Annotated in this window: 30 protein-coding genes; 15 read left to right on the top strand and 15 right to left on the bottom strand. The window is 66.6% G+C overall.

All coding sequences use genetic code 11. The features are described from left to right. Nucleotides 1-77: 77 nt before the first annotated feature. Together AB2U09_RS22150 and ddfA are read left to right on the top strand one after the other, a co-directional pair. Complete coding sequence (locus tag AB2U09_RS22150; protein ID WP_459194924.1) at nt 78-788, top strand: stage II sporulation protein M; 711 nt, start codon at nt 78-80, stop codon at nt 786-788. 55 nt (nt 789-843) lie between these two features. Next, nucleotides 844-1,101, top strand: a complete 258-nt coding sequence (ddfA, locus tag AB2U09_RS22145) for a DdfA family disk-determining factor (RefSeq protein ID WP_459194923.1) — start codon at nt 844-846, stop codon at nt 1,099-1,101. 84 nt (nt 1,102-1,185) lie between these two features. Here the strand turns inward: ddfA and AB2U09_RS22140 are convergent, their stop codons facing one another. Further along, nucleotides 1,186-1,797, bottom strand: coding sequence for a DUF7110 family protein (locus tag AB2U09_RS22140; protein WP_459194922.1), 612 nt, complete (start codon nt 1,795-1,797; stop codon nt 1,186-1,188). Nucleotides 1,798-1,972: 175 nt separating this feature from the next. Between AB2U09_RS22140 and AB2U09_RS22135 the strand changes: the two genes are divergently transcribed. The 4 genes from AB2U09_RS22135 to AB2U09_RS22120 all read left to right on the top strand — a co-directional run bounded on the left by AB2U09_RS22135 (nt 1,973) and on the right by AB2U09_RS22120 (nt 5,283). Further along, nucleotides 1,973-2,425, top strand: a complete 453-nt coding sequence (locus AB2U09_RS22135; protein ID WP_459194921.1) for a DUF5788 family protein — start codon at nt 1,973-1,975, stop codon at nt 2,423-2,425. Further along, nucleotides 2,422-4,161, top strand: a complete 1,740-nt coding sequence (gene polX, locus AB2U09_RS22130) for a DNA polymerase/3'-5' exonuclease PolX (protein WP_459194920.1) — start codon at nt 2,422-2,424, stop codon at nt 4,159-4,161. Before AB2U09_RS22135 ends, polX begins: the two co-directional genes overlap by 4 nt. Next, nucleotides 4,158-4,700: a DUF5615 family PIN-like protein gene (locus AB2U09_RS22125; protein ID WP_459194919.1), complete on the top strand. Its 543-nt coding sequence runs from the start codon at nt 4,158-4,160 to the stop codon at nt 4,698-4,700. Before polX ends, AB2U09_RS22125 begins: the two co-directional genes overlap by 4 nt. A 91-nt stretch (nt 4,701-4,791) precedes the next feature. Next, nucleotides 4,792-5,283, top strand: a complete 492-nt coding sequence (locus tag AB2U09_RS22120) for a DUF5797 family protein (RefSeq protein ID WP_459194918.1) — start codon at nt 4,792-4,794, stop codon at nt 5,281-5,283. Between the two features lie 442 nt (nt 5,284-5,725). Here the strand turns inward: AB2U09_RS22120 and AB2U09_RS22115 are convergent, their stop codons facing one another. Continuing rightward, the gene (locus tag AB2U09_RS22115; RefSeq protein ID WP_459194917.1) at nt 5,726-6,799 is read right to left on the bottom strand and encodes a DUF5787 family protein; all 1,074 of its coding nucleotides are present in this window, start codon (nt 6,797-6,799) and stop codon (nt 5,726-5,728) included. Nucleotides 6,800-6,916: 117 nt separating this feature from the next. On the opposite strand from AB2U09_RS22115, the gene AB2U09_RS22110 reads away from it, so the two are divergent. After that, the gene (locus AB2U09_RS22110; RefSeq protein ID WP_459194916.1) at nt 6,917-7,336 is read left to right on the top strand and encodes a DUF5684 domain-containing protein; all 420 of its coding nucleotides are present in this window, start codon (nt 6,917-6,919) and stop codon (nt 7,334-7,336) included. Between the two features lie 25 nt (nt 7,337-7,361). On the opposite strand, the gene AB2U09_RS22105 is transcribed toward AB2U09_RS22110, so the two are convergent. Beyond that, entirely contained in the window at nt 7,362-7,778 is a 417-nt protein-coding gene (locus AB2U09_RS22105; RefSeq protein ID WP_459194915.1) for a hypothetical protein, read from the bottom strand. A 230-nt stretch (nt 7,779-8,008) separates the two neighbouring features. Continuing rightward, nucleotides 8,009-8,452, bottom strand: coding sequence for a bis(5'-nucleosyl)-tetraphosphatase (locus AB2U09_RS22100; protein ID WP_459194914.1), 444 nt, complete (start codon nt 8,450-8,452; stop codon nt 8,009-8,011). A gap of 126 nt (nt 8,453-8,578) precedes the next feature. Here AB2U09_RS22100 and AB2U09_RS22095 point away from each other — a divergent pair, with 126 nt between their 5' ends. Continuing rightward, nucleotides 8,579-8,890 carry a 30S ribosomal protein S10 gene (locus tag AB2U09_RS22095; protein WP_459194913.1) on the top strand — a complete coding sequence of 104 codons (312 nt, stop codon included), beginning with the start codon at nt 8,579-8,581 and terminating at the stop codon, nt 8,888-8,890. 130 nt (nt 8,891-9,020) lie between these two features. Continuing rightward, nucleotides 9,021-10,301: an amidohydrolase gene (locus tag AB2U09_RS22090; RefSeq protein ID WP_459194912.1), complete on the top strand. Its 1,281-nt coding sequence runs from the start codon at nt 9,021-9,023 to the stop codon at nt 10,299-10,301. Nucleotides 10,302-10,351: 50 nt separating this feature from the next. On the opposite strand, the gene AB2U09_RS22085 is transcribed toward AB2U09_RS22090, so the two are convergent. After that, nucleotides 10,352-10,831: an archaellin/type IV pilin N-terminal domain-containing protein gene (locus tag AB2U09_RS22085; RefSeq protein WP_459194911.1), complete on the bottom strand. Its 480-nt coding sequence runs from the start codon at nt 10,829-10,831 to the stop codon at nt 10,352-10,354. A gap of 388 nt (nt 10,832-11,219) precedes the next feature. Continuing rightward, nucleotides 11,220-12,590 (bottom strand): geranylgeranyl reductase family protein, encoded by a 1,371-nt coding sequence (locus AB2U09_RS22080; RefSeq protein ID WP_459194910.1) that lies wholly within the window; start codon nt 12,588-12,590, stop codon nt 11,220-11,222. A gap of 139 nt (nt 12,591-12,729) precedes the next feature. Between AB2U09_RS22080 and AB2U09_RS22075 the strand changes: the two genes are divergently transcribed. Genes AB2U09_RS22075 through AB2U09_RS22065 form a run of 3 tightly spaced genes read left to right on the top strand, consistent with a single transcriptional unit; the run spans nt 12,730 to nt 14,496 of the window. Further along, a complete protein-coding gene (locus tag AB2U09_RS22075; RefSeq protein ID WP_459194909.1) occupies nt 12,730-13,065 on the top strand; it encodes a 2Fe-2S iron-sulfur cluster-binding protein in 336 nt (111 codons plus the stop codon). Between the two features lie 3 nt (nt 13,066-13,068). Further along, nucleotides 13,069-13,359, top strand: coding sequence for a hypothetical protein (locus tag AB2U09_RS22070; RefSeq protein ID WP_459194908.1), 291 nt, complete (start codon nt 13,069-13,071; stop codon nt 13,357-13,359). 60 nt (nt 13,360-13,419) lie between these two features. Continuing rightward, nucleotides 13,420-14,496, top strand: a complete 1,077-nt coding sequence (locus tag AB2U09_RS22065; protein ID WP_459194907.1) for a S66 family peptidase — start codon at nt 13,420-13,422, stop codon at nt 14,494-14,496. A gap of 45 nt (nt 14,497-14,541) precedes the next feature. Here AB2U09_RS22065 and AB2U09_RS22060 read toward each other — a convergent pair whose 3' ends face one another. The 6 genes from AB2U09_RS22060 to AB2U09_RS22035 all read right to left on the bottom strand — a co-directional run bounded on the left by AB2U09_RS22060 (nt 14,542) and on the right by AB2U09_RS22035 (nt 20,474). Beyond that, entirely contained in the window at nt 14,542-15,828 is a 1,287-nt protein-coding gene (locus tag AB2U09_RS22060) for an ABC transporter substrate-binding protein (RefSeq protein ID WP_459194906.1), read from the bottom strand. A gap of 79 nt (nt 15,829-15,907) precedes the next feature. Continuing rightward, a complete protein-coding gene (panB, locus tag AB2U09_RS22055) occupies nt 15,908-16,738 on the bottom strand; it encodes a 3-methyl-2-oxobutanoate hydroxymethyltransferase (RefSeq protein WP_459194905.1) in 831 nt (276 codons plus the stop codon). Between the two features lie 429 nt (nt 16,739-17,167). Further along, a complete protein-coding gene (locus AB2U09_RS22050) occupies nt 17,168-17,998 on the bottom strand; it encodes a hypothetical protein (protein ID WP_459194904.1) in 831 nt (276 codons plus the stop codon). 46 nt (nt 17,999-18,044) lie between these two features. Further along, nucleotides 18,045-18,569, bottom strand: a complete 525-nt coding sequence (locus AB2U09_RS22045) for a GNAT family N-acetyltransferase (protein WP_459194903.1) — start codon at nt 18,567-18,569, stop codon at nt 18,045-18,047. After that, a complete protein-coding gene (gene glyA / locus AB2U09_RS22040) occupies nt 18,566-19,831 on the bottom strand; it encodes a serine hydroxymethyltransferase (RefSeq protein ID WP_459194902.1) in 1,266 nt (421 codons plus the stop codon). The genes AB2U09_RS22045 and glyA overlap by 4 nt, the downstream gene beginning before the upstream one ends. Before the next feature lie 130 nt (nt 19,832-19,961). After that, nucleotides 19,962-20,474, bottom strand: a complete 513-nt coding sequence (locus tag AB2U09_RS22035) for an NUDIX hydrolase (RefSeq protein WP_459194901.1) — start codon at nt 20,472-20,474, stop codon at nt 19,962-19,964. Nucleotides 20,475-20,652: 178 nt separating this feature from the next. Between AB2U09_RS22035 and AB2U09_RS22030 the strand changes: the two genes are divergently transcribed. Then, entirely contained in the window at nt 20,653-20,796 is a 144-nt protein-coding gene (locus tag AB2U09_RS22030; RefSeq protein ID WP_459194900.1) for a hypothetical protein, read from the top strand. A gap of 50 nt (nt 20,797-20,846) precedes the next feature. Here AB2U09_RS22030 and AB2U09_RS22025 read toward each other — a convergent pair whose 3' ends face one another. Next, the gene (locus tag AB2U09_RS22025; RefSeq protein ID WP_459194899.1) at nt 20,847-21,470 is read right to left on the bottom strand and encodes an NUDIX hydrolase; all 624 of its coding nucleotides are present in this window, start codon (nt 21,468-21,470) and stop codon (nt 20,847-20,849) included. Nucleotides 21,471-21,604: 134 nt separating this feature from the next. On the opposite strand from AB2U09_RS22025, the gene AB2U09_RS22020 reads away from it, so the two are divergent. Then, a complete protein-coding gene (locus AB2U09_RS22020; protein WP_459194898.1) occupies nt 21,605-22,060 on the top strand; it encodes a hypothetical protein in 456 nt (151 codons plus the stop codon). Between the two features lie 83 nt (nt 22,061-22,143). On the opposite strand, the gene AB2U09_RS22015 is transcribed toward AB2U09_RS22020, so the two are convergent. After that, a complete protein-coding gene (locus AB2U09_RS22015) occupies nt 22,144-22,305 on the bottom strand; it encodes a hypothetical protein (RefSeq protein ID WP_459194897.1) in 162 nt (53 codons plus the stop codon). Nucleotides 22,306-22,479: 174 nt separating this feature from the next. Here AB2U09_RS22015 and AB2U09_RS22010 point away from each other — a divergent pair, with 174 nt between their 5' ends. Continuing rightward, entirely contained in the window at nt 22,480-23,211 is a 732-nt protein-coding gene (locus tag AB2U09_RS22010; RefSeq protein WP_459194896.1) for an HFX_2341 family transcriptional regulator domain-containing protein, read from the top strand. A gap of 142 nt (nt 23,212-23,353) precedes the next feature. Here AB2U09_RS22010 and AB2U09_RS22005 read toward each other — a convergent pair whose 3' ends face one another. Further along, a complete protein-coding gene (locus AB2U09_RS22005; protein WP_459194895.1) occupies nt 23,354-23,926 on the bottom strand; it encodes an HD domain-containing protein in 573 nt (190 codons plus the stop codon). Nucleotides 23,927-24,042 lie beyond the last annotated feature (116 nt).

Genomic DNA, 24,042 nt, shown 5'->3' with positions numbered 1-24,042 from the left:
AAGTTCTTTTTGGAGAACCTGTCGTCTGGCCCTTGCGAACAAGTCACGCGAAGGAGTGGGGACGTTCGTGTCAGTCGATGCAACGATATGGGTCGGGGTCGAAGTCGGCCGTGATGACCGCGAGCGCCGGCGAGAGCGAGCACGACGTGGGGGACGAGCGACCGGGTCGGTCCGCGTACGACAGCGTCCGGTTCAGGCGCTGGTTCGGCTGGCACCTTGTGGCGGCGCTGGCGGTCTTCTTCGCGAGCGCGTTCGCGGCGTACGCGCTCGTCGGGACCATCCCCATCGAGCAACTGGAAGCGCTGCTGGAGGACGCGCAGGCTGGCTTGCCGAGCGACAACCCGCTCCCGGAGCTGTCGTTCGTCCCGCTGCTCGTGAACAACCTGCGAGCGCTCCTGTTCATCGCGCTCGGGGCCGTCACGGGCGGATTGCTCTCGCTGTTCGGGCTGGTCGTGAACGGCGCCCTCGTCGGCGCCGTCGTTTCCTTTGCGGTCCGCCAGACCTCGTGGGCGGTCGTTCTCGCCGCGTTGCTCCCGCACGGTATCCTCGAGCTCTCTGCCTTCTTCGTGGCGGCGTCGATCGGCCTGCGTATCCCCCACCGGGTCGTCCGATACCTCCTCGGGTGGGACGAGACCCCGCTGTCACGCGTCGAACTCTTCGAACTGGGGGTCCTCGCGGTCGTGCTCGTCCTGATGATCGTCGTCGCCGCGTGGATCGAGGTCAACGTGACGCTCGACGTGGTCGAATGGGTCGCTGGAGAGGACGCGCTCGGCCCTGTTAGCCCTTGAGAATGTGAATTTTCCTTCGGTGGAGTTTTACGTTTCACGACGGAATCTGGGACTGATGACTCCGGCAGGTTCCGACCGAGCGGAAGACGCGGCTTCGCTCAGCGAGGCCGTGGTAACGTCGGTCGCGACACACAAGGACGTCGAAGTGATGTCGCTCCCATCGCTGTACGGCGTCCTCGACCCGGACGCCCTCGATAGCCTCTTCGACACGCCCGGTTCGAACCCGCACGGGCGCGTGACCTTCGACTACGCCGACTGTACTGTCGTCTGTACCAGCGACGGGACCGTCGACGTCCGCGACGCGGAAACGTAAGCGACGCAAGCGGAGAAGTCACTCGCAGTTTTTTCTCCTGAACGCCGGTGAGAACGGACTGCGAGCGACAGCGCCGCTTCGGTATCAGCCCGAGATGAATTCGTTGTCGCGCCAGTTGACGCCCTCGGAGTCCTCGTCTTCGCGAGGGTCCTCGACGACGTTGATCGAGGCTGGCAGGTCCTCGCCGTCGACGATGCGGACCGCTTCGAGGTCGTCGTCGTCCGAAGAGATGATGGCGGTGAGCGTGCCCTTCTCGGCGATCCGGGCGATGTCACAGAGAACGTTGAACATCTCGTACTGGAGCGTGCTGTTCTGCAGGACGGTCTCGCGGTCGCCCTTGAAACAGGCGTACTCGACGAGTTCCGACGGGGGCTCTTCCTCTTCCTCTTCGAGGGCGCCCCACTGCGGGCCACCGGCGGTGTCGGTGGTGTGGACCGGCCCGCTGTCGTCCTCCTCCTCCTCTTCTTCGATTTCCTCGTAGACTCGATTCTCCGTCACGCTGGCCTTCAACTGGGCCGTCGGCGTGTATTTGCTGATGCTCTCGTCGACCGAGACCGCGCTGATGATGAGCGTGTTGTTCCGGCGCGTGATGTCGACGTCCTCGACGTTATCCGGAAGATCCGGGTCGTCGAAGAAGTCGTACACGTCCTCCAGGGGCAGTTCCAGTGTCGAGTGGAGTCTGTATACGCGGCTCATATTTATGGGATCGCCGGCCGTCCGCTGACGACGGTGCTACACACCTGTAGAACTCCCACCCATATAGGGCCTACCCTTCCGACCAGCGGCCGTCGACGGGCGCGTCCCCGGCGAGAAGCGCTCCGCCGCCCGGGTATCGCGTGGATTTTTGACCGTAGAGGCCGGAGGGCGACTCGTGAAAGAGTACGAGCGCAAACAGCTCCTGGAGCGCATCGGCCGGGAGGGGGCGACGGTGGGCGCCGAGATCCCCGACCGTATCGAGGTCCAGGGGGAGCCGGTCGAGTTGCGCGAGTTCGTCTTCGAGATCAAGCGTAGGGACACGGTACCGGCGGGTGAGCGCGAGCGCGTCGATCAGGCGAAGACGAACCTCCGCCGCGAGCGCATCCGCCGCAAGGAACTGATCGAGGACGGCGATATCTCCCGCAAGGAGGGTGAACGGCAAGCACAGGCGATCATCGGGATCGACCGCGCGCTCAACGCCCTTGAAAACCTCGGGCCGACGAACCTCGAAGCCGAGATCAAGGCCCAGGAGACCGCCGACAAGAAGCGCTGGATGAGCTTCCTCAAGCAGGCGCTGGGCCACGACCAGGACAGCCAGGGCTCACACCGCTCGTCGAGGTCACCATGAGCGTCAACGACGACATCGCGGCCCGCTTGGAGGAGTTCGCCGACCTGCTGGAGGCGCAAGACGTCGAGTACAAACCCCGGGCGTACCGCCGAGCCGCCGAGAATATCCGGGAGTACCCCGACGACGTCGCCCGGTTGGCTCGCGGCGGCGAGGACGCGCTCGACGACATCGAGGGCGTCGGGGACGCCATCGCCTCGAAGGTCGTCGAGTACGTCGAGACCGGCGAGATCGCGGAGCTGGAGGAGCTTCGGGAGGAACTGCCGGTCGACATGGCCGAACTCACCCGCGTCGAGGGCGTCGGCCCGAAGACCGTCGGGTCGCTCTACGAGGCGCTGGGGATCGAGACGCTGGACGACCTCGAAGCCGCGGCGGAGGCCGGGGAGATCCAGGAGGTCAGCGGATTCGGTGCCAAGACCGAGCAGAACATCCTGGAGAACATCGAGTTCGCCCGCGAGGCGACCGAGCGTGAACTGATCGGTGAGGCCCGCCCGCGCGGGGAGAGCGTGGTCGAGTACCTCGCCGACACCCCGGAGGTCGACCGGATCGATCTGGCGGGGTCGCTGCGCCGCTGGAAGGAGACGATCGGCGACGTGGACGTGCTCGTCGCGAGCGACGAGGGGCAGGCGGTCGTCGACGCGTTCACCGACTGGCCGGGCGCCGACGCGGTCATCGAGGCCGGCGACCAGAAGGCGAGCGTCCGCTCGGGCGACGTACGGGTGGACCTGCGAGTAGTCGACCCGTCGGAGTTCGGGAGCGCGCTCCAGTACTTCACCGGGAGCAAAGAGCACAACGTCAAGATCCGCAACGTCGCCATCGACCGCGACCTGAAGATGAACGAGTACGGCGTCTTCGACGTCTCCGAGGTCGACGATCCCGACGCCGACCAGCGGGTGGGCGAGCGCGTCGCCGGCGAGACCGAGGAGGGGATGTACGAGGCGCTGGACATGCCGTGGATGCCCCCCGAGATCCGGGAGAACTGGGGCGAGATCGAGGCCGCGCGGGACGGCGAGTTGCCCGATCTGGTCGACGAAGGCGACGTCCGCGGGGACCTGCACGTCCACTCCGAGTGGTCCGACGGCGGCAACACGATCGCGGAGATGGTCGAGGGCGCCGCGGCCTTCGGCCACGAGTACGTCGCGATCACCGACCACGCGACCGGGCCGGGGATGGTCGGCGGCGTCGGCGTCCCCGACGACGAGTTGCGAGAGCAGATCGAGGAGGTCCGCGCGGTCGACGAGGAGGCGGACATCCCGGTGTTCAGCGGCGTCGAGGCCAACATCTCGACGGACGGCGATATTTCGGTGGCTGACGACGTGCTGACCGAACTCGACGTCGTCGTCGCCTCGCCCCACGCCGGGCTCGACGGCGACGGCACCGACCGACTGGTCGCCGCGGCCGAGCACCCGGAGGTCGACATCATCGGCCACCCGACCGGCCGGTACATCAACCAGCGGCCGGGACTGGACGTCGACGTCGAGCGCCTCGCGTCGGTCGCGGCCGATCACGACACTGCCCTGGAGATCAATGCGAACCCGGCGCGGCTGGATTTGGCGGGCAACGCGGTCAAGACGGCGGTCGAAGCGGGCGCGATGATCGCGATCAACACCGACGCTCATCAACCGGAAAGCTACGAACTGGTCCGGTACGGCGTCCATACGGCCCGTCGCGGCTGGGCCGCGGAGACCGACGTACTCAATACGCGAGACGTCGAAGGCCTGCGCGAGTTCCTCGAATGACCGGCGACGAGCCAGACCTCGACGAGCGCGCGCAGCCGGCGAGACCGAACACCGTGACCACCGAGGAGGAGATCCCACAGCGGCCGTCGGCGGAGACGGCGCTGCTGCTCGACACGATGCTCGGGAAGCTCGCCACGTATCTCCGGATGTGCGGCTACGACGCCGCCTACGCGGCCGAACGCGGGGTCGAGGCCGACGACGACGTGCTCGCGCTCGCCCACACCGAGGGCCGCGTACTCGTCACCCGCGACCGCGACCTCGCCGAGCGCGGCGAGCGGTCGCAACTCCTCTCGACCCGCGAGGTGACCGAGCAACTTCGCGAACTCCGGCGGTCGGGCTTCGACGTCGACCTCGCCGCGGAGCCGGCCCGTTGCAGCGCGTGCAACGGCCCGCTCGAACGGGTCGACCGGACGGAGCCCACGCCGGAGTACGCGCCGGAGACCCACGAGGAGACCGTCTGGCGCTGTCGCAACTGCGGGCAGCACTTCTGGAAGGGCAGCCACTGGGACGACGTCGCTGCCACCCTCGACGACCTCTGATCGGCGCCTGGGGCGGAGCGTTGCGGCCGGTCGCCGGCCACTCACCGGCAAGCAACACGGCTTAATAGCACATGTCCCTACCGGCGGACGAATGACGTTATCGGACGAGGCCCGCGAGCGACTCGCGGACGTGGTGGCGCTCCAGCCGACGAAAAACGCCGACCTGCAGGCCGAGTGGGACATGGACAGCGGGAGCGACGTCCACCAGTACCTCGAATCCGAACTGAAGGACTACTACTACCGCAACGAGGACAGCCTCATCTGCGCCACGCCCGAGGCCAACGAACTCGTCGGCGACGACGTGGAGGGCGAGATCAACGAACAGGTCGTCACCGCACCCCCGCTTCAGGCGGCAGTCATCGATGTCGTCCCCGACCACGACGCCGAACCCCAGAGCGTCGTCGCGACGCTCCACGACCTCCGCGACGCGGGATTCGAACCCGAACCCGACGTCGACGACGTCCGCTCCGCGCTGCGCTCACTCACAGAGAAGGGCGTCGTCGAACGCGTCCAGAAGACGGTCCCGACCTACCGCCTCGCCGTCGAACGCGACGCGCTCGACGTCGAACGCGTCGACGAGTAGCGCGCCTCGTTTTCGCCCGGCGTCAGTCGTGACTGGTTCGACCAACCAGCGTGCGGTGGCGCGCGCTGTCGAGCGTGTCCGCGCACTGCGCGGGCCGCTCGAAATAGCCGCGCGAGGGATGAGCGAGCCAGCGGCGAGCGAATCGGCTGGGGAGGCGCGTGGCCGTCTGCGGGGCTGTGCTGTACAAGCGTGGTGCTGCTCCTGGTGGACTGAAAGGGCGAGGCGGGCTCGCGTTCACTTGGTCGCCTGAGCGGGCCACTATCCGCGCGGGCGGTGCCGAGAGCGCGGATATCCCGCTTCAGCGACCGCGAGCCCGTCGAGGGCTTTCATCGCCTGCTGTTTCCTGCCGTAGTGTCTCTAGCTAGCGAGCGCGCCGAGGGCATTCAACACCCAGCGGTCTCTAGAGGTCCGCCGTCTTCGAATCCGACAGTCAAATCAAAAACTACGACTCGCCGTCAAATCCCGGCCGATTCCGCCGTCGTTGGCGGTCGAGCAGGCGCTTGATACCCTTGCCCGGGCCGCCGGAGATCGGCCAGTCACGCGAACGCCAGACGGGCGGTTCCGGTTCGAACGCCGAACACGAGCCCGAGCACTCGCCGGCGGTCTGGTGGCACTCCTTCGCGGCGCAGTACGGGAGGAATCCCGGCCGCTCGTCGGTGAGTCGGAAGTGCCGGCAGTCGGGGCGCATGGTGTCGGCGTAGGCGCGCCAGCCGCGGCCGAACGCCCGCTCGGCGAGTTCGAGGCGCTTGTCGCGCTTCCACTCGGGATCGGCGTACTCGAAGCGGGCCGCCGAGGCGTCGTGGGTGCCGCCGGAGGGGCGTTCGAGGATTCGCGTCCCCGGGTCGGCGACCGACAGCGTCCGGGGGTGCCAGGAGACGCTGGCGTCGCCGTCGGTGTCGACGGTGAGGATGCCGGCCTCGACGGGGACGTCCTCGATAAGCGCCGGCTCGACCGTCTCGCCGGTTTCGGTCGTCGCGACCCACACTTCGTCGGCCAGCGCGAGCGCCACGTCCCGTTCGAGTTGCGGGGCGAGCGCGCGGGCGGCGCTGGCGTCGAGATCGGGCTTGTTCTCGATGGCGACGATCCGCCGGATCCAGTCCGGGTACGGCGCGATCTGCCGAATCTGGATCCGGTTGTTCCGCTTGCGGGACTCGACGGCGCCGCGGTCGGCGGCGCGGTGGATCGCCTCGCGGACGTACCGCCACGGGTATCCCGGGTCCGGCAGCGCGTCGCGGTAGTAGGCCCACTCGGCCGGCGCGTTGCGGACGACGTGCAGGAGATCCGAGTCGAGTTCGTCCGGACCGAAGCGCGACCGCTGGCGCAGGCCGTCGGGATCGCACTCGACGACGACGGTGTCCCAGCGGCGGTCTCTGGTCCCGATCTGTCGGGCGACGACGGCCGCGGCGTCGCCGGTGAAGACGCCCTCGGGCGGCCACTCGCGTTCGGCCCACTGGCAGACACACAGCTCGAAGACGAACTCCGACCCGCCGAAGGCAGCGCCGTCCCCGGGTGACACGACCCGAGATAGGCGGTGGCGGCCGCTTATAGGTTTCGCGAGCACAGGCGCGGCCGTCGATCTGTGATAGAGTATACACGACAGCATTTATATAACATCGGCTGAAGAAACTGGCACATGGTTGGAAACCTGTTGGGAAGTGGAATCGGCACGATAGCACTGCAGACGAGTAGTGACGCCGCTGGCGGTGCGCTGTTCATGATGATCCTCGCCTTCTTCGGGGTCATGATGCTGATATCACTCGTCAGCCTCGCGGGGATGTGGAAGGTATTCACGAAGGCGGGCCAACCCGGCTGGGCCGCCATCATCCCGATATACAACACCTACATCCTGGTCTGCGAGATCGCTGACCGCGACGTGGTGTGGCTGCTGCTGAGCCTGTTCATCCCGTTCGCGGCCATCATCCCGTTCATCGACATCGCGAAAGCGTTCGGGAAGAGCACCGGGTACGGCCTCGGCCTGTTCTTCCTCAGCTTCATCTTCTTCCCGCTGCTGGGCTTCGGTGACGCCCGCTATCGCGGTGCGAGCGGTATCTGAGCGGCGGAGACCGAAACAGCGTTTTTCACTCGTCGTTGAGGACGCTCCCCAGCGCCCCGCCGATCATGTAGCCGACCGGCGAGAGGAAGATCAGTCCGAAGAGATTCATCAGTGCGCCGAGCCCTCGTGCGACCATCATCATGCCGGCGTCGGCACCGGTCGCTGCGCCCATCACGCCGCCGAGGAGGGACGTCGCGGGGATGTAGACGACGTTGAACGCCACGGCGGCGATCATGCCGGTGACGACGGTGAACTTGACCGCGTCTCCCGCGTCGGTGATCGAGGTGAACGCGACGACGACGAGGGCGCCGAGGAGGACCTCTTTGAACAGCGGGACGTACCTGATGAAGTTGACGATGGGGACGAACCCCGTGACCAGTAACGCGACGAAGATCGTCGCGACGGACTTCTTGAACGCGTCGTCGTCGAATCCGAGTATCATGACGACCCGCCGATATTCCGCCGACCGCAATGACTCTACTGGATTCGGACACGTCGGAGTAGCGTCTCGCCGGGGAGCAGCCGACGCTAACCCGGAACCCGACCGCTCGCTACCGACTACTCCCGAAACGATGGCACTGCTGACGGTCCATTCCCGGGAGACAGCGTGCTCGCGCTACTACCTCGCCGGCGGTCGATGGAGTAGTCAGCCCGCACCAGCCCTGTCTGGCCCTACTCCTCGTCGTCCTCGTCTGCTTCGAGCTTCTCGTCGAGGAACTCGTGGGCGTCCTCGAGGATCTCCCGTGGACCGTCCTGCGTGACGGTGTTGATGGCCTGTTCGTAGTCGCGCCACTGGAGGTCGCGGTGCTCGTGGGAGAGCTCGGCCGACGCCTCGAACGACCGGGCGATGAACAGGTGTACGGTCTTGTGGATGGTGTTACCGTTGGCTTCGAACACGTAGTCGTAGTCTTCTCGGAAGCCGTCCAAGAGCCGGAAATCACCGATTCCGGCCTCCTCTTTCACTTCGCGGATGGCGGTCTGCTGAAGCTCCTCGTCGCCCTCGACGCCCCCTTTCGGGAACTCCCAGTCGCCGGGGCGACTCTTCAGGAGCAGGTACTCCCGCCGGCCACGCGTATCGCGAAAGAGGATGGCTCCCGCGCTCGTGGCCTCTATCATGCCGATACGTACTCTATCACACCTTAAGTGAATATCGGAGCGTCGGTCAGCCGGGGCGACCCGCCGGTGACGGGCGCTGCGGCGGCAAACGCATCCCTTATCCGCCGCCCCGTCGACCGAACGGATATGCCGTTCGTCACGAAGCTCACGTTCACAAGCGGGGACCGGCGGCTCCTCGACGACATCGTCGACGGCGTCAAGTCCGCCGCCGAGCGCAAAGGCGTGGAGCTGAAAGGTCCCCACCCCCGGCCGCCGACCGACCACCGGGTGCCACAGACCAAGCGGCTCTCGGCCGACGGCGGCGCGTTCGAACCGTGGCAGTACACCGCCTACACCCGGACCGTCGAGATCCACGGCCACGACGAGTTCGCCCGGTCGGTCGCCGGCGACGACTACCCCGACCGCATCCACGTCGAGGCCGAGATCGAACAGGTCTGACCGCACGCCGCCGCCGCGCCACCGGTTTTCGCGTACGACCGGTTTTTCTGCACCAGCCCGTCAACCAGCCCGTCGGCCTCCGACACTCCCCTCCGAAACCGTCTACACCGTCGGCGTCCTCCCACCGGCCATGAGCCAACCGAGCCGCGACCGTCTGGTCGAGTTGCGCCGCGCGTTCCACCGCCGTCCCGAGCCGGCCTGGCGGGAGTTCTGGACGACCGCCCGCATCGTCGAGGAACTCGAATCGCTCGACGTCGACGAGGTCCGCGTCGGCCCCGAGGTACTCGCCGCCGACGAGCGTATCGCGGTCCCGGACGAGGGGGAACTCGACCGGTGGTTCCAGCAGGCGCTCGATGCAGACGCCGACCCCGAGACGCTGGAACGCCTTCGGGGTGGTCTCACCGGTGCGATGGCAACCGTCGAAGGCGGCGACGGCCCGACGATCGGCCTGCGCGTCGACATCGACGGCCTCCCGCGCGAGGAGTCGAGCGACGACGAGCACGCTCCCGCCCGCGATGGCTACCGCTCCGAACACGAGGGGGCGATGCACGCCTGCGGTCACGACGCCCACGCGACCATCGGACTGGGCGTGCTCGAAGCCGTCGCGAACAGCGACTTCGACGGGCGGCTCAAGGTGTTCTTCCAGCCCGCCGAGGAGGCGATCGGCGGCGGCAAGCCGATGGTCGAGAGCGGCGCTCTCGACGACGTCGACTACCTGCTCGCCGTCCACGTCGGCCTCGACCACCCGACGGGCGAGGTCGTCGCGGGCATCGAGGGGTTCCTCGCGGTCCACCAGTTCCGCGCCGACTTCTCGGGCGAACCCGCCCACGCCGGTGCGCGGCCCTCGGAGGGTCGAAACGCCGTCCAGGCGATGGCTGCGGCAGTCCAGAACCTCTACGCCATCCCGCGCCACGAGGGCGGTGCGACGCGGATCAACGCCGGCAAGGTCGGCGGCGGGAGCGCGACGAACGTCGTCCCCGAGGAGGCCCACATCGTCGGGGAAGTCCGCGGTGAGACGACCGAACTGATGGAGTACATGCGCGACCGCGCCTATTCGGTCCTCGAAGGCGCGGCCGAGATGTACGAGTGCGACGTCGAGATTACGTCGGAAGGCGAGGCGCCGGGCGCGGAGAGCGACGACGTCGTGGTCGACGTGATCGAGACGATCGCCGGACGCACCGACGGCGTCGACTCGGTCGTCCGCAACGACGACCTCGGCGGGAGCGAAGACGCCACGTACCTCATGCGGCGCGTGCAAGAGAACGGGGGCAAGGCCGCCTACGTGGGCATCGGGACCGACCACCCCGGCGGTCACCACACGGCGACGTTCGACGTCGACGAGGAGTCGCTCTCCATCGGCGTCGACACGCTGACCGAGACGGTCCGCGCGCTCGCCAGAGATCGTCCCTGACCGGGCGCTGGGCGACGCGGAGAGAAACGACCGGGATAGCTCGGTGGCGTCTACGCTGCCGGTCCCTTCCAGCGATAGAGAATATTCCCTTCGGAACCGTCGGAACTGGTCCAGACGACCGTCACTTCCGTCTCCGAGAGGTTTAGGCGGCCCCCCGGACAGACGTTGCCGGCCGTGACGTCGGCCCGCGTCCCCGCCATCACGTCCGACGAGGAGACGCCGAGTTCCCGCAGGTCGAACCGATCTGAGACCGTCCCGTGTGCGAGGCAGTTCGCGTTCGATACCTTCACCTTCACGTTCTCCCGGGCGACCACTTCGCCGCCGGTGAACTCGATAGCGAGTTCGTGGCCGCCGCTGTCGACCTCGAACTCGCCGGAGATCGCCACCGTGGGCGCGCCCATCCCCGACAGTGAGTCCTCGTACCCCATGAAGAACGTCGCCACTGTCGCCGCGAGGAGCACCGTGATCGCGACCATCAGGATGACCCCGATGACCGGTGATACCGCTCGCTCCGAATCTCGTGCGTTCATGATCTTCCCCACACGCGCCCCTGCGACCGCGGGCCCCGTCTGCGAAACCGGACTGCCACCCCGACGGGTCGCCCCCGGACCGTTCCCGTACGGCGCGTCCTATGTTCAATTAGTTGATCTTTGCATATAAATGTTTGTCAATGGGTAGCGATTTCACATTCTCAGACAGATCTCCGGCAGACCGACCCGGCGCGATAGTGGTTGCAACGCCGGATCAGACGATCAATCGACGGGTGGCAGGCCGAATGGTGGGCTGTCGGGACCGAGATAGGTTACGCAGGCTGAACGAGTACGTCGACCAACCGCAGGAACGCGGTCCGGATCGAATTCCGGTGAGAACCGGCGGTATCGACTGGGAAAGACGGTGAAGCGGACCGAGCCGACGGCGTCAGTACTTGGGGTCGGCGCCGGTGGTCGCGTAGACGTCGTCCATAATCGCGTCGCGGTCGGTCTGCCAGTCGGCGAACGCGGCGCGGCTGTCGGGATAGTCCTCGTAGTGGTCGAGGACGCGCTCTGCGAGCTGTTTCGTCTCGTAGAGGTCGTAGATGGTGCCCCAGTGGCCGACGGACTTCAGCGCCGTCTTGAGTTTCAGCCAGAGGCCGATCTCCGTCTCGCCCTCGTAGAGGCCCTCGGCGATCTTCTGGGCGGGTAGCGCCGCCAACATCCCCATCAGGTCGTCGATGTCGTAGGCCGTCACGAAGATGTTGTAGACGTCGAGCGTGGCGAAGCGCGCGCCGAAGTGGTCCATCACGTTCTTGTTGTACTCCCAGAGGCGGTCCTCGCTCACGTCGCCGGCTTCGATGGCCTCGATGGCCTGCTCGCCGGCGTACTGCCCCGAGTGGGCAGCGCCGCCGATGCCACCGCCGGTCGTCGGGTTGACCAGCCCTGCGGCGTCGCCCGCAGCGATAAAGCCCGGGGCGACCGCCGAGTCGTACGGTCGCCGGGTCGGGAGCGCGGCGCCGAGTTTGTCCTCGACCGTGGCGCCGTCGAACTCCTCGCGGTCCCGCAGGTCCCGTTTGAGGTCGTCGACGAGCTTCATCGGCTCCTCGGTCATCTGGAAGCCGAGGCCGGCGTTGATCTCGGTGTCGGTCCGCGGGAAGTACCACAGGTAGCCCGCGGCGCGCTCGGTCGGCTTGAACACGAGCGCGTCGTCCCACTCGACCGGCTCGTCGACGGTGACGACCTCCCGATACGCGGAACAGAACTGCTGGTAGCTGACGTTCGTGTCGAATGTCGACCCGTCGAAGTCGATGTTGTCCTGCAGGATCGACAGCGCGCCGGCGCCGTCGATGACGATCTCCGCCTCGTAGTCGACCTGCTCGCCCTTCCGCATCGCGCGGACGCCGGTGACGGTCCCGTCGTCGTCCTGGGTGACGTCCTGCACGAGCGTGTCGTAGTGGAGCTCGGCGCCGGCCTCCTCGGCGCCCTCGATGATCCGGCGGCCGTACTCCCAGCGGTCGATGACGGCCAGTTCACCGGGCACGGGGATCTCCAGGACGGTGTCCTCCTGGGGGATCTCGAAACGTCCGTGGTCGACGGCGGTGTTGGTCATCGCGGGTTCGATCTTGGACTGGGGGATCGCGTCCGGGAACGAGCCCGCGCCCTTGAGGGCGTCGCCGCAGGCGATGTGGCCCCCTTCGTCCTCGGGTTTGCGTTCGAGGACCGCGACGTCGTAGCCCTCGTTGGCGACGGTCGCCGCGGCGTAAGAGCCGGCAGTCCCCGCCCCGACGACGACGACGTCGTACTCGCGTGTAGTCATGGTCCACGTTTCGCGGGGGAGGGAAGAAAACTCTTTACCAACGCTCCGACCCACAGCAGCGGGTTTCCGTCGGTCTCTCGGCGACGCGGTCTGCCGACGGGCATAAAGAGTTTAGGCGGATACCACCGAACCCGTGGCCATGACCGACTACACCGTCGAGTTCGCGGGGACCGGCGAGGTGATCACGGTCTCCGACAAGGAGACCATCCTCAGCCGGTGCATCGAGGAAGGCATCGCCCAGGAGTACTCCTGCCGCGTCGGGATGTGTCTCGCCTGCTCGGCGAAGATCGAGGAGGGCGAGGTGACTCAGCCCGCCGCCCGCGGCCTCACCGACGAGGAAGCCGAGAACTACGCGCTGACCTGCATGGCTCGCCCGCAGTCGGACCTGGTCCTCCACCGCGGCAAGTACCCGCCCAGCATCGAGGACGACGTCGCCCGCGCCGCCGGCGCCGACCCCGCCTCCGCCGACGACTAACTGATGAAAGCTCTCCGAGCCGTCGGCGTCGCACTCTTGAGTCTCGTCGACGCGTTCGTGCCCGCAGTCGTCGCCGCGCTCGCGACACTGGCGTTCACAGCCGACGCGACAGTCGGCGTCTCGAACCCGCTCCTGTGGACCGGCGCCGTGGGCACCGTCGTCTTCGTCGCCGTTCTCGCCGTCGGGTTCGTCGCCACGCTCCTCGGATATGGCCCGTTCCCCGCCACTCGTGCGACGAAGCGGCTCTGGCAGTGGTGGCATCGACCGTGGTTCACCGGTGGCCGTGGCCGGTAGTATGCCATCAACCCACTCACTGGCACAAACGCTATTCGCGCGGCGGCTGACCGACCGTCCATGAGCGACGGCGCAGGGGAGTTCACCACCCCACCCGCAGCCGAACCGGGCGACCGAGTCGCAGTGATCGCACCCTCCAGCGGCGCGGCCACGGTTTTCCCCGACGTGCTGGAACTGGCGCTCGAACGACTCCGCGACCGGTTCGACCTGGAACCGGTCGTCTACGACACCGCCGAGGCCGCTCCCGACGAACTCCGTGAGAATCCGGGGCTGCGTGCCGCGGACGTCCACGAGGCGTTCCGCGACCCCGAGATCAGCGCCGTGTTCGCGACCATCGGCGGCGACGACCAGGTCCGCGTGCTGAAACACCTCGACGGCGACCTCCTGCGGGAACACCCGACGCGGTTCTTCGGGATGAGCGACAACACCTGCCTCGCGAGTTACCTGTGGACCCAGGGTGTCGTCTCGTTCTACGGCGGACAGCTGCTCAACAACGTCGCCATCGCCGGCGAGTTGCCCGAGTACTCCGAACGCTCCCTACGGCGGGCGCTCTTCGAGGAGTCATTCGGCGAACTGGAACCCGCCGAGACGTGGACCGACGACGTCGTGGAGTGGGGCAGCGACGCCTTTCCCGAGCGGACGCCCGAGTACGAGGACAACGGCGGTTGGCGATGGGACGTGCCCGACGAGTGGACTGGCGAGGCGATTTCGGGGCGACTCTGGGGCGGCTGCCTCACGGTGATCCAGTGGCTGCTCGCCGCCGACCGGGCGGTTCCCGACCCCGAGGCGCTCAACGGTGCGGTGCTCGCGCTGGAGACCTCCGAGGAACTGCCGACCGCCGAGGAGGTCCGGCGGATACTGACCTGTTTCGGCGAGCGCGGCTTGCTCGAGCAGTTCGACGCCGTCGTCGTCGGCCGCCCGCAGACGCGCAGCCGGGAAGACCCGCGGAGCGACGTGGAGCGAGAAGCGTACCGGACCGACCAGCGGGAAGCGATCCGGCAGTGGGTCCGAGAGTACAACCCCGACGTACCGATCGTCTTCGACCTCGACTTCGGCCACACGAACCCGAACGCGCCGATTCCGATCGGCGGCCGGATAGCAATCGACCCGAGCGAACAGCGTATCCGGTTCCCTTGAGCGGCGGCAGAAACGGCAGGATCGGTCGCGATACCGACAGTCGAGTCAGTTCCCGGTGACGATGTCGGCGACGCGGTCGCGGTCGAACAGCTGTTCTTCTTCGGGGATCTCGGGGTAGTCGTCGCCGTTCTCGTACCCGGGCCACTCGCCGAAGACGTCGGGGTAGAGCTGCTTCGCGGTCATCTCGATCTGGAAGAGGTTCATGAGCGGGCCCTGATAGCGCATGCCCTGCGCGTAGACGCGGTCGTTCTCGACCGCGGAGAGAGTCTGGCCGACGGAATGCGACTGGAGCTGCTCGCGGACCGAGTCCATGTCGTACCGCGGCGTCATGCCCCAGAGGTGGAGGATGACGTCGGGGTCGGCTTCGGCCATCGTCTCGTAGCCGACCGAGCCCCAGAGGCCGTCCCACTGCTCGGTCCCGAAGGCGTCGACAGCGCCGAGCGGCCGGGTGTCCGAGAGCCAGAAACCCGGACGGTTCAGGTGGTACGTCCAGAACTGGCCGTCGCCGAGCGTGACGCGCACGGCGGTCGGCCGTTCGTCTTCCGGCGGGAGGTCGGCCTCGATCGTCGAAAGGAGGTCGTTGTGGACGGCGTTGAGTTGCTCGTAGCGCTCCCGTTCCCTGAAGACGTCTGCGACGTGCCCGAACAGCTCCCAGAGCGTGTAATACTGGTAGCTGTCGGCGTAGGCCTCGGGCGGGTCGCTGTGGGTGCCGCTGTAGAAGTTCCCGAAGAACGGCCCGACGTTCTCGGTGATCTCCTCGACGTCGCTGCGGCTCCAGTTCTCCTGCGTGCTCGCCCAGGAGGGGTCGAGGAGGTGGACGTCGCTGTCGAGGCTGTAGAAGAACTCCTTCGAGAAGTCGTCGTAGGGGTTCGGGAGCCCTTCCCAGTCGAAGGAGACGCCGTCGAGGCGCTCGTAGTAGTGGTTCATGGTCGGGCCGCCCATCTCCGGCACGAACATCGAGTTGACGGCGTCGCCGTGGCCCAGCGCCACCAGCATGTCCGCGTACTGGTTGTACATCGTGAAGACGTTCTCCGGGACCGAATCGAACGCCACCTCGCCCGCCGGGGCGAGCGTCGCGGTGTGCGGCCCGTCGTCGGCCGCGGTCGATGTCGACTCCTCGGTCCCAGTCGACATGGTCGCGTCCGCCGGTGTCGGGGTCTGTGTCCCGTCGCCCGCAGCCGGCTCGGTAGCGGTCGGTTCGTCGGTCGCGGCGCCCTCGGGCGTCTCCTCGCCGCTGTTTGCGCAGCCGGCGAACAGCACGCTGCCGAGGAGTGCGCTTCCACCCGCGATGTACTGTCGGCGCGTCGGTCGGCTCTCGTCCCTGTCGTCCATGGATTAGGCAAGCCTAAATCAACGGATAGTAGTTTCGGATCGCGGCCGAGAGGGACTCCGCGGGGGCCGAACGCGTTCGTCAGTCCTCGTCGATGGGGTCGAAGGCGTTGTCCCGCGTCGGGAACTCGCCGGATTCGACCTCCTCGACGTACTTCGAGACCGCCTGTCGGATCTCCGCGTCGAGGTCGGCGTACTGCTTCGAGAGGCTGTACGGTTCGGCGCCGAGACCGAGTACGTCGGAGACGACGAGCACCTGTCCGTCGACGTACCGGCCGGAACCGATACCGATCGTGGGCACGTCGACGGCCTCGGTCACCTCGCGGGCGACGCCCTCGCTGACCGTCTCCAGCACGATGGAGAACGCGCCCGCTTCTTCCAGCCGCTGGGCGGTCTCGACGAGCGCCTCGCCCGGCGAGGACGTGTCGGTGTCGCGGCCCTGGACGTAGGCGCCGCCGATCTCGTTTTTCCGCTGGGGCGTGAGTCCGACGTGGCCCTGGACCGGGATGCCGAGTTCGGTGAGTCGATCCACGATCTCGATGGTCGTCTCGCCGTAGGGCGCTGTCTCGAGTTTCACCGCGTCGGCGTTCGCCTCCTTCAGGAATCGGCCGGCGTTCTGGACGGACTCCTCCATCGACGTGCCGTAAGTGAGGAAGGGCAGGTCGGCGACGACGAACGCCTCCTCGGTCCCGCGGACGACGGCGGCGGTGTTCGAGAGCGCTTCCTCCAGCGTGACCGGCAGCGTGTCGTCGTAGCCGAGGTGATTGTCGCCGGCGCTGTCGCCGACGAGGATCATGTCGACGCCGCCGCGGTCGACCTGCCGAGCGATCGGCGCGTCGTAGGCCGTCAGCATCGTCAGCGGCTCGCCCGCGTCGTACTTCTCGTAGAGGTCGGGGATGCTGTTGCGAGACATCGCGATTGATCGCTTTTCGGCTGCCTCCCGTTTATCAGTTGCCGAGCGACGCGAACGGGTCTCGGGTGCGCAAAACCCGGGAACCAGACGTCTGGCGCGCGCCGTCGCGCGCTTTTATGCGCGCGACGGAGTCGTGCGAGGGATGAGCGATGGAGCGAGCGAGTGAGTGAATCGGTTGGGGAGGCGTGTGGCCGGCTGCGGTGTCGTGCGGTTGTCGTCCTGGCGGACTGAAAGGGCGAGGCGGGCTCGCGTTCATGCAGTCGTCTGAGCGGGCACTATCCGCGCGGGCGGTGCGGAGAGCGCGGATATCCCGGTCAGCGACCGCGAGCGCGCCGAGGGCTTTCATCGGTTGCTGTCCGCGGCAGTTGAATCAATTGCTAGCGAGCGAGGCGAAATAACCGACCACACAACGGCGCTGACCCGAGACACTCACGCGACGACAGACGACTCTCGCCCTTCCAACCGTCCAATCACGTCGCGGATCAGGTCGGCGTCGGCTCTGTGAGTTCCGAACACCACCTCATCCGCGTACTCCCCGACCTGCCGCGCCAGTCCGGCCAGCCGCTCGGCCTCGGTCCCGGAGGTCGAGAACTGGAACGACAGCGAGGCGTCGAGATCGCCGATCTCCGAGGCAAACCCGCGGGCCAGCGACTCGACCCAGTAGGTGGTCTCGTAGCCGGTGCCGCAGAGGGGAACCAGAAATCCGTCGACGTGGTCCGAGAGCGCCGCGGGGTCCAGCCCGGCGCGTTCCCGCAGGTGGTCCGGATACGGGTCGGGATAGAGCGTCGCGACCACCTCACCGTCGACCCGTTCGCCCGCGTCGGCGACGAAGTCGGTAATCACTGCAGACCGCCACGCGACCCGATCCCCGAACTCGCTCTCGCTGAACAGCCGCTCACACCGTTCACACCGGCAGAAGTCGTCGCCGGGGAGCCCCGGTGTCGTGAGGCGCACGTCGCCGACGGTCCCGACTTCTTCGATCCGTTCCAACAGCGCGGCGCGGTAGTCGGAATCGGTCGGGCAGACGGTCCCCCAGTGGTGGCCCTCGACGTCGGGCGCGGCGCGGGTGCCGTCGTCCGTCACGGCAGCACGCTCGGGCGACTCCCGGACCGTCTCGGTGTCACCCCAGCAGGCGACGGAGTTGACGACGCCGTCGACGGGGTTGCGGCGGGCGCCCGAGACCCGCTCGGCGAAGTAGAACGTCCGGTCGCCGACGCCCTCGCGAGCGAGGTCGGCGTCGGCGGTGAGGATGCCGTACATGGCCGACCGTCCGCCGCGGACGGGCTTAAAACCGGGCGACCGGCGGTCAGTCGAGCCGCGACCAGTACAGCGACAGGTCGAGCGTCGTGTCTTCGAAGTCGACGGTTCGCTCGCCGACGCAGGCGTAGCCGAGCGACTCGTAGAACCCGCGGGCCTGCTCGTTGTCGACGCCGGTGTTGAGGACGAACGCCCGGTAGCCCGCGCGGCGAGCGCGCCGTTCGAGTTCCTCGACGATCTGGGTCGCGAAGCCCTGGCCCTGCATCTCGGGCTCGACGCGGATGCGCGAGAGCTCGGCGGTCCCCGCGGTCGCGTCGAACTGCTCGGCCATCCAGCCGTCGAGCGTCTCGTAAGCGCCGGTGGCGACGATGCGGGTCTCGGACTCCGGCGTGGTTTCGCCGACCAGGAACTCCCCGCCGTCGTTCAGGTAGTGGCCGCGCACGTCCAGCAGGTCCTCGTCGGGCGCGTCGGGCACCCACTCGGGCGTCTCGGCCATCGCGACGCGGTTCAGTTCGCGGACGCGCTCGCCGTCGCTCGGCCGGTAGCGGCGGATCCGTAGCGTCGACATGTTCATGTCGAAGCCACCGCCGCGTCATCGTAGACGGGGAACTGGCGGCACAGTTCGGCGACCGTTTCACGGGCGTCCTCGCGAACACCCCCGTCGCCGGGCGCGTCGAGCACGTCCGCCAGTGTGTCCGCGAGTCGCTCGGTCGCGGCCGCGTCGAACCCGCGGGTCGTGACGGCGGGCGTGCCGATCCGCAGGCCGCTCCCGACGGTCGCGCTCCGGTGGTCGCCGGGAACGGTCTGCTTGTTGGCGACCAGTCCGACCGATTCGAGGGCTTCCTCCGCGCGAGCACCGGTCAGGTCGGGGTAGGTCTCCCGCAGGTCGACGAGGACGAAGTGGACGTCGGTGCCGCCGGAGACGAGTTCGAAGCCCCGGTCCTGCAGACGGTCGGCGAGTGTCCACGCGTTCTCGACGATCTGGCGGGCGTACACGTCGAATTCGGGAGTCAACGCCTCGTCGAAGCCCGCGGCCTTCCCGGCGACGTTGTGCATCAGCGGGCCGCCCTGACAGCCCGGCATGACCGCCGTGTCGACGGCGTCGGCCAACTCCTCGGCGCAGAGAATCATCCCGCCGCGACCCGACCGGATGGTTTTGTGGGTCGATCCGGTCACGACGTCGGCGACGCCGACCGGCGAGGGGTGGACGCCCGCCGCGACCAGTCCCGTCAGGTGGGCGATGTCGGCGAGGTGGTAGGCGTCGACGCCGTCAGCGATGGCCTGCATGCGCTCCCAGTCGACCTGCCGCGGGTACGCCGAGTAGCCGGAGACGACGATGTCGGGGTCGGCTTCCTCGGCGCGGGCCTCAACGGCGTCGTAGTCGAGGCGGCCCGTCTCGGGGTCGACGCCGTAGTGGACCACGTCGAAGTGTTCGTCGACCGCGGTGTACGGCTGGCCGTGGCTGAGGTGCCCGCCGTGGCTCATCTCCAGCGAGAGGACGGTGTCGCCGGAGTCGAGCAGCGCCTGGTAGGCCGCGAGGTTGGCCTGCGTCCCCGAGTGAGGCTGGACGTTGGCGTGCTCCGCGCCGAACAGCTCGCGGGCCCGCTCCTGTGCGAGTCGCTCGACCCGGTTCGCGTGCTCGCAGCCGCCGTAGTAGCGCTCCCCTGGATTCCCCTCGGCGTACTTGTTCGTCAGCACTGACCCCTGGGCTGCGAGGACGGCCTCGCTCGCGTAGTTCTCGCTGGCGATCAGCGAGAGGGTCTCGCGCTGTCGGGTCCGCTCGTCGGCGAGCGCGTCCGCCAGCGCGTCGTCGACGGGTGAGAGATCCGTTGTCATACCTAGACGGTTGCGGGATACCGGTAAAGCCACTGTGCAGACAAAGCCCTGGATGACGTGACAATTGACACAATCGCCACAGTGTCGTCGTCGTCGCCAAGCGACCGCGCTACGGCCGCGATTGTACCGTTCAGTCGTCGAGGAAGTACTCGATGTCGTCGACGGCGTCGCCGTGGGCGTGGTAGGCGTCCTCCGGCACTTCGTCGAACCAGCCCAGTTCAAGGTCCGACCACTCGCCGAACACGGGATCCTTGGCCATCGGCTCGCCGCTGACGGGTTCAGTACCGATCACGGCGTCGAAACTCGTCGTGGTGCGCTCCGAGTCTGACCGTAGTTCGTGCGTAATCTCGGACACGCGGAGCACCTCGCTGGCAGTCACGTCGACCCCGGTCAGGATCTCGCCGATCTCCTCGGTCCGCGCCGACCAGTCACCACCGTCGTCGACGTGCCCGTACGGGAGTCGCCAGCCGTGCGGGCTGTTCATCAGCAGGACCGCACCGGCCTCGTTCGTGATGCCCACGGCGAGCAGTCCCGCGATGCCGTCGAAGTACTCGAAGGCGTCCTCGCCGTCCGTGGTCGTCGCCGCGCTGAACTCGACGTCCGGATCGCCCCGAAGCGTCGCCGGATCGCGTAACTCGTCCATACCGTGAGCATTGCCGGCCCCGGTATTTGGTCGTTAATGCCTCGGGTCCGGGACAGGAAGCACGGATCCGTAATATACGGTAACAAGCGACATATACGGTCGAGACGTAGGGAGAAGAACGTGGGAGTATGACAGACCAGTGGAGCGAGTCCCGGAGAACGGGGCCGAGGGCGGATCGATGGCAGAAATAACGGAGATCACCGAGGAACGCGGGCAAACGTACGTCTGCAGGACGTGCGAGGTCGAGTTCGTCGTCCCCCGAACGGAGACGGCGGTCTGCTGTCCTATCTGTCGCATGAACCGGATACGCACGGTAGATTGAGCGGTTCGAACAGCGTCTCGCTCGAGACGAGTCTTCGACGACCGTCCCGGTTACCACTCGAAGTCGCCGAGCGGGTCGTCGGCCTCGTAGTCGTCCCAGAATTCGCCGGCGCGGAACTCGTTCGCGGGGTGGAGCCGTTCGGGGGGTTCGGCGAACCACGCGGCGCCGTTGAGTTCGCCCGGCTGGACGGCGATGTGTCCGCCGGCGTACGCGGCGTCGAAGAAGACGTAGAGGGCGTGTAGCCGCTCGTCGTGATCGCCCGCGGAATCAGTTCTAAAGCGGCGGAACAGGAAGCAGTCGGTGATCTCACAGTCGATCCCCGTCTCCTCGCGGACCTCCCTGACCGCGGCCTCCTCGTAGGTCTCGCCGTCCTCGCGGCCGCCGCCCGCCAGCCCCCAGCGAGTTGCGCCGCGGCCGAGGATCATCAGGACCCGGCGACCGTCCTCGATACCATCGGGCATCGATTCGGTGAGCGCCGCCGTCTGCTCGGGTTCGCGAACGACCCACGCGTACGCGCCGCCGATGTACCCGCTCCTCGACCCCTCACGCAATCGCTCGAACCGGTCCGGGGGAACCTCCTCGTCGACCTCCTCGACGGTCACCTCACCGTAGTCGTCGCGTAACCGCTCCATTCGCCGCTCGACGGTCTCGCGGTTGACGTGCTCGGAGGGCATGGACTTCGGTCGTTGCGGCCAGCGAAGTAAAACCTACCGGCACCGTGCGAACACCGCTCGAGACAGGTGTTCGGTCAGGAACTGGGCATTCTGTCCTGAGTGACCGAGAACTCGATCGAACCCGTATACTCGACGTGGATCTCGGTGAACTCTCTGTCAGCGAATTCCCGTCGCTGTTCCGGTCCACCTCGAACGTCGAACGTGAACTTGACCGTCTCGGTGCCGAACACGTTCTCGTATCGAGCGTTCGGACCGTCTTCCGGATAGAGGAGTTCGGAGAACGTGTCGGTTTCGTCGAAAAGCGTCTCCCCAGTAGAAGCGTTTTCGACGGTAATCGTCGCGGTGGCGTCTGTGTCTCGAACCCAGATCACGATGTCGTTCGTACCGGGATTCTCGGTCGTCCCCGAACGTCGTCCACACCCGGCTACGGACCCTATCGATCCGGCCCCTACCATGGTCAAATACTCGCGGCGGCCGATCGTCTGCCGAGCCATCGGGTACTTCTTACAATTATATCATCTTCGCTCGGTATCGGTCTGTCGGTGGAGAAGGACTGGTCAGAACAGCAACACAACCAGTACGTCGAGTGAGGGCGCGTCGGGTTCGACGATAGGTTCGCTATTATGCGTCCGAACCTACCTCCAGTTGCGAACACCGAGGGGGGCCAGCACCGTCACTCGATCTCGGCCAGCGAGTCGAACCCGCTCCAGCACTCGCAGTCGAGGTCCTCGATGGAGGAGACCTCGTCGGGGAGGTTCGAGATCGGCATTCCGTCGTCGAATCGGTCGCACTCGTCGGTGTGGACCGAGAAGTCGTCGCTCGCCATGACCGGCATACCCCGCACTGAGGACGGCGCCCACCAAAAAGCCCGCGTTGCGATTTCACGGGAGATAACCGGCGGACTGCGGGCGGTTCTCGATCAGATAGTCAGCGCGGTGACGACCGCCGCGCTGACACTGTCGGCTGTGTCGGGACAATCGTTTTCCCGGAGGGCCGAGCAGGGGCGGGTATGGAAGTCGCCGAGCGCGTCCACCTGATCCCGGTGGGCTACGAGAACGACCGGATCGTCCTGCCGGCGGTCCGGTTGCGCGCCGACCGCGTCGTCCTCCTGCACTACGAGGACGACACCGACCACCCCTCCTACGCGGAGACGGTCCGCGACCGCTTCGACGACGAGGGGATCGACCACGAGACGGTCCCCTGCGACATCTTCGACTTCTACGACTCCATCGGGACCGTCGCCGAACTGGCGACCCGTTTTTCGGACCACGAGGTCTACGTCAACCTCGCCTCGGGGTCGAAGGTGACGGCCATCGGCGGGATGATCGCCTGCATGGCGACCGGCGCGACGCCCTACTACGTCCGTGCGCAGCGCTACGCCGCCCAGACCGACGGCGACGTTGCCGAAGGGATCCGCCAGATCACCGAACTCCCAACGTACCCGATGGAAAGCCCCGAGCCCCAGCACGTCGCGGTGATGGACTACCTCGACCGCGAGGACGGCACGCGCAAGCGGGACCTCATCGACTTCGGCAAGGAGGCGAGCCTGCCCTTCATCGCCGAGCGCGACGCCGCCAACCGGAAGAGCGAGTACCGCCTGCTCGACAGCCACGTCCTCGGCCCGCTGGATCAAAATGGCTACGTCGACCTCGAAACGGTCGGCCGGTCGACGCGCGTCTCGCTGACCGAGAGCGGCCGCAACACGCTCCGGGCGTTCCGCTACCTCATCGACGAGGACTGAGAGGACAGTGTTCAGTTCGTCGTGCGAACTGATCACCGCTCTCCTCCCGACGATCCACGTCCAATACATCAGTAGACGGCGGCAAAACACCACTGCGTTAGCTCAGCTGTCTGACTTCGGCGAACGATCCAACGGGGCCGTACTAGTCCGTCTCCACGTCGACTCGGTCTCTCACGAGGTCATATTGCTCTTTTAGATCCCGATAGATTGGTTCGTCTCCGATGTACGGTTCGGAGTTCTCGATGAAGAATTCCATCTTCTCTATTACATTCCGTCGTAGTTCTTCCGAGTCGCCCTTGTGGTAGTAGTTACTGTTGTCGAGAGTATCTGCAGCCTTGATGAGCACCGGTTCTCTCCCCATTTCGAAGCAGCGGTTCAGCGTATCCTTGTATCGCTCCGTATAGTCCTCTATCTCGCTATCGAAACTGGTAGCCTCCACGATGTCAGAGACTTCCTCCCCGAACTCCGACGCGATGTCCTCTTTCTTGACGGCTGTGTCCTCTATCAAATCGTGTAATATGCTAGCAACAACGACACGCTCTTCGTACCCTCGATCGTACAGTTCCATTCCGACCCGAATGCTGTGGAGGATGACTGGCTTCGGGTTGTCGCCAGACTCCTGAAAGGAATTGATCAGATAGACGATCGCTCGCTCAATCTCTTCATCCTCTTCTTTGTCCCTAATAAACTCCTCGTCCCGATCCAATTCACTCATATATGAATTGGTGGTAAAGACAGATATATAACATTTTGTGTATGAAATAGAAGTGTGGAGGTCGGGCCCCGCCTCCGTGAGGGAGTTTGCTCGAACCTCTCGGTCACTCTCTGTAC

It is taken from the genome of Halosimplex yunnanense (genome assembly GCF_054504345.1).
Note: the sequence above shows the minus strand (reverse complement) of the source record. Positions and strands in the feature narration are given on the sequence as shown.

Coding starts and splice junctions, on each gene's coding strand:
- AB2U09_RS22150 (WP_459194924.1), top strand. CDS start 78: ATGCAACGATATGGGTCGGGGTCGAAGTCGGCCGTGATGACCGCGAGC.
- ddfA (WP_459194923.1), top strand. CDS start 844: ATGACTCCGGCAGGTTCCGACCGAGCGGAAGACGCGGCTTCGCTCAGC.
- AB2U09_RS22140 (WP_459194922.1), bottom strand. CDS start 1,797: ATGAGCCGCGTATACAGACTCCACTCGACACTGGAACTGCCCCTGGAG.
- polX (WP_459194920.1), top strand. CDS start 2,422: ATGAGCGTCAACGACGACATCGCGGCCCGCTTGGAGGAGTTCGCCGAC.
- AB2U09_RS22125 (WP_459194919.1), top strand. CDS start 4,158: ATGACCGGCGACGAGCCAGACCTCGACGAGCGCGCGCAGCCGGCGAGA.
- AB2U09_RS22120 (WP_459194918.1), top strand. CDS start 4,792: ATGACGTTATCGGACGAGGCCCGCGAGCGACTCGCGGACGTGGTGGCG.
- AB2U09_RS22110 (WP_459194916.1), top strand. CDS start 6,917: ATGGTTGGAAACCTGTTGGGAAGTGGAATCGGCACGATAGCACTGCAG.
- AB2U09_RS22105 (WP_459194915.1), bottom strand. CDS start 7,778: ATGATACTCGGATTCGACGACGACGCGTTCAAGAAGTCCGTCGCGACG.
- AB2U09_RS22100 (WP_459194914.1), bottom strand. CDS start 8,452: ATGATAGAGGCCACGAGCGCGGGAGCCATCCTCTTTCGCGATACGCGT.
- AB2U09_RS22095 (WP_459194913.1), top strand. CDS start 8,579: ATGCCGTTCGTCACGAAGCTCACGTTCACAAGCGGGGACCGGCGGCTC.
- AB2U09_RS22090 (WP_459194912.1), top strand. CDS start 9,021: ATGAGCCAACCGAGCCGCGACCGTCTGGTCGAGTTGCGCCGCGCGTTC.
- AB2U09_RS22085 (WP_459194911.1), bottom strand. CDS start 10,831: ATGAACGCACGAGATTCGGAGCGAGCGGTATCACCGGTCATCGGGGTC.
- AB2U09_RS22080 (WP_459194910.1), bottom strand. CDS start 12,590: ATGACTACACGCGAGTACGACGTCGTCGTCGTCGGGGCGGGGACTGCC.
- AB2U09_RS22075 (WP_459194909.1), top strand. CDS start 12,730: ATGACCGACTACACCGTCGAGTTCGCGGGGACCGGCGAGGTGATCACG.
- AB2U09_RS22070 (WP_459194908.1), top strand. CDS start 13,069: ATGAAAGCTCTCCGAGCCGTCGGCGTCGCACTCTTGAGTCTCGTCGAC.
- AB2U09_RS22065 (WP_459194907.1), top strand. CDS start 13,420: ATGAGCGACGGCGCAGGGGAGTTCACCACCCCACCCGCAGCCGAACCG.
- AB2U09_RS22060 (WP_459194906.1), bottom strand. CDS start 15,828: ATGGACGACAGGGACGAGAGCCGACCGACGCGCCGACAGTACATCGCG.
- panB (WP_459194905.1), bottom strand. CDS start 16,738: ATGTCTCGCAACAGCATCCCCGACCTCTACGAGAAGTACGACGCGGGC.
- AB2U09_RS22050 (WP_459194904.1), bottom strand. CDS start 17,998: ATGTACGGCATCCTCACCGCCGACGCCGACCTCGCTCGCGAGGGCGTC.
- AB2U09_RS22045 (WP_459194903.1), bottom strand. CDS start 18,569: ATGAACATGTCGACGCTACGGATCCGCCGCTACCGGCCGAGCGACGGC.
- glyA (WP_459194902.1), bottom strand. CDS start 19,831: ATGACAACGGATCTCTCACCCGTCGACGACGCGCTGGCGGACGCGCTC.
- AB2U09_RS22035 (WP_459194901.1), bottom strand. CDS start 20,474: ATGGACGAGTTACGCGATCCGGCGACGCTTCGGGGCGATCCGGACGTC.
- AB2U09_RS22030 (WP_459194900.1), top strand. CDS start 20,653: ATGGCAGAAATAACGGAGATCACCGAGGAACGCGGGCAAACGTACGTC.
- AB2U09_RS22025 (WP_459194899.1), bottom strand. CDS start 21,470: ATGCCCTCCGAGCACGTCAACCGCGAGACCGTCGAGCGGCGAATGGAG.
- AB2U09_RS22015 (WP_459194897.1), bottom strand. CDS start 22,305: ATGCCGGTCATGGCGAGCGACGACTTCTCGGTCCACACCGACGAGTGC.
- AB2U09_RS22010 (WP_459194896.1), top strand. CDS start 22,480: ATGGAAGTCGCCGAGCGCGTCCACCTGATCCCGGTGGGCTACGAGAAC.
- AB2U09_RS22005 (WP_459194895.1), bottom strand. CDS start 23,926: ATGAGTGAATTGGATCGGGACGAGGAGTTTATTAGGGACAAAGAAGAG.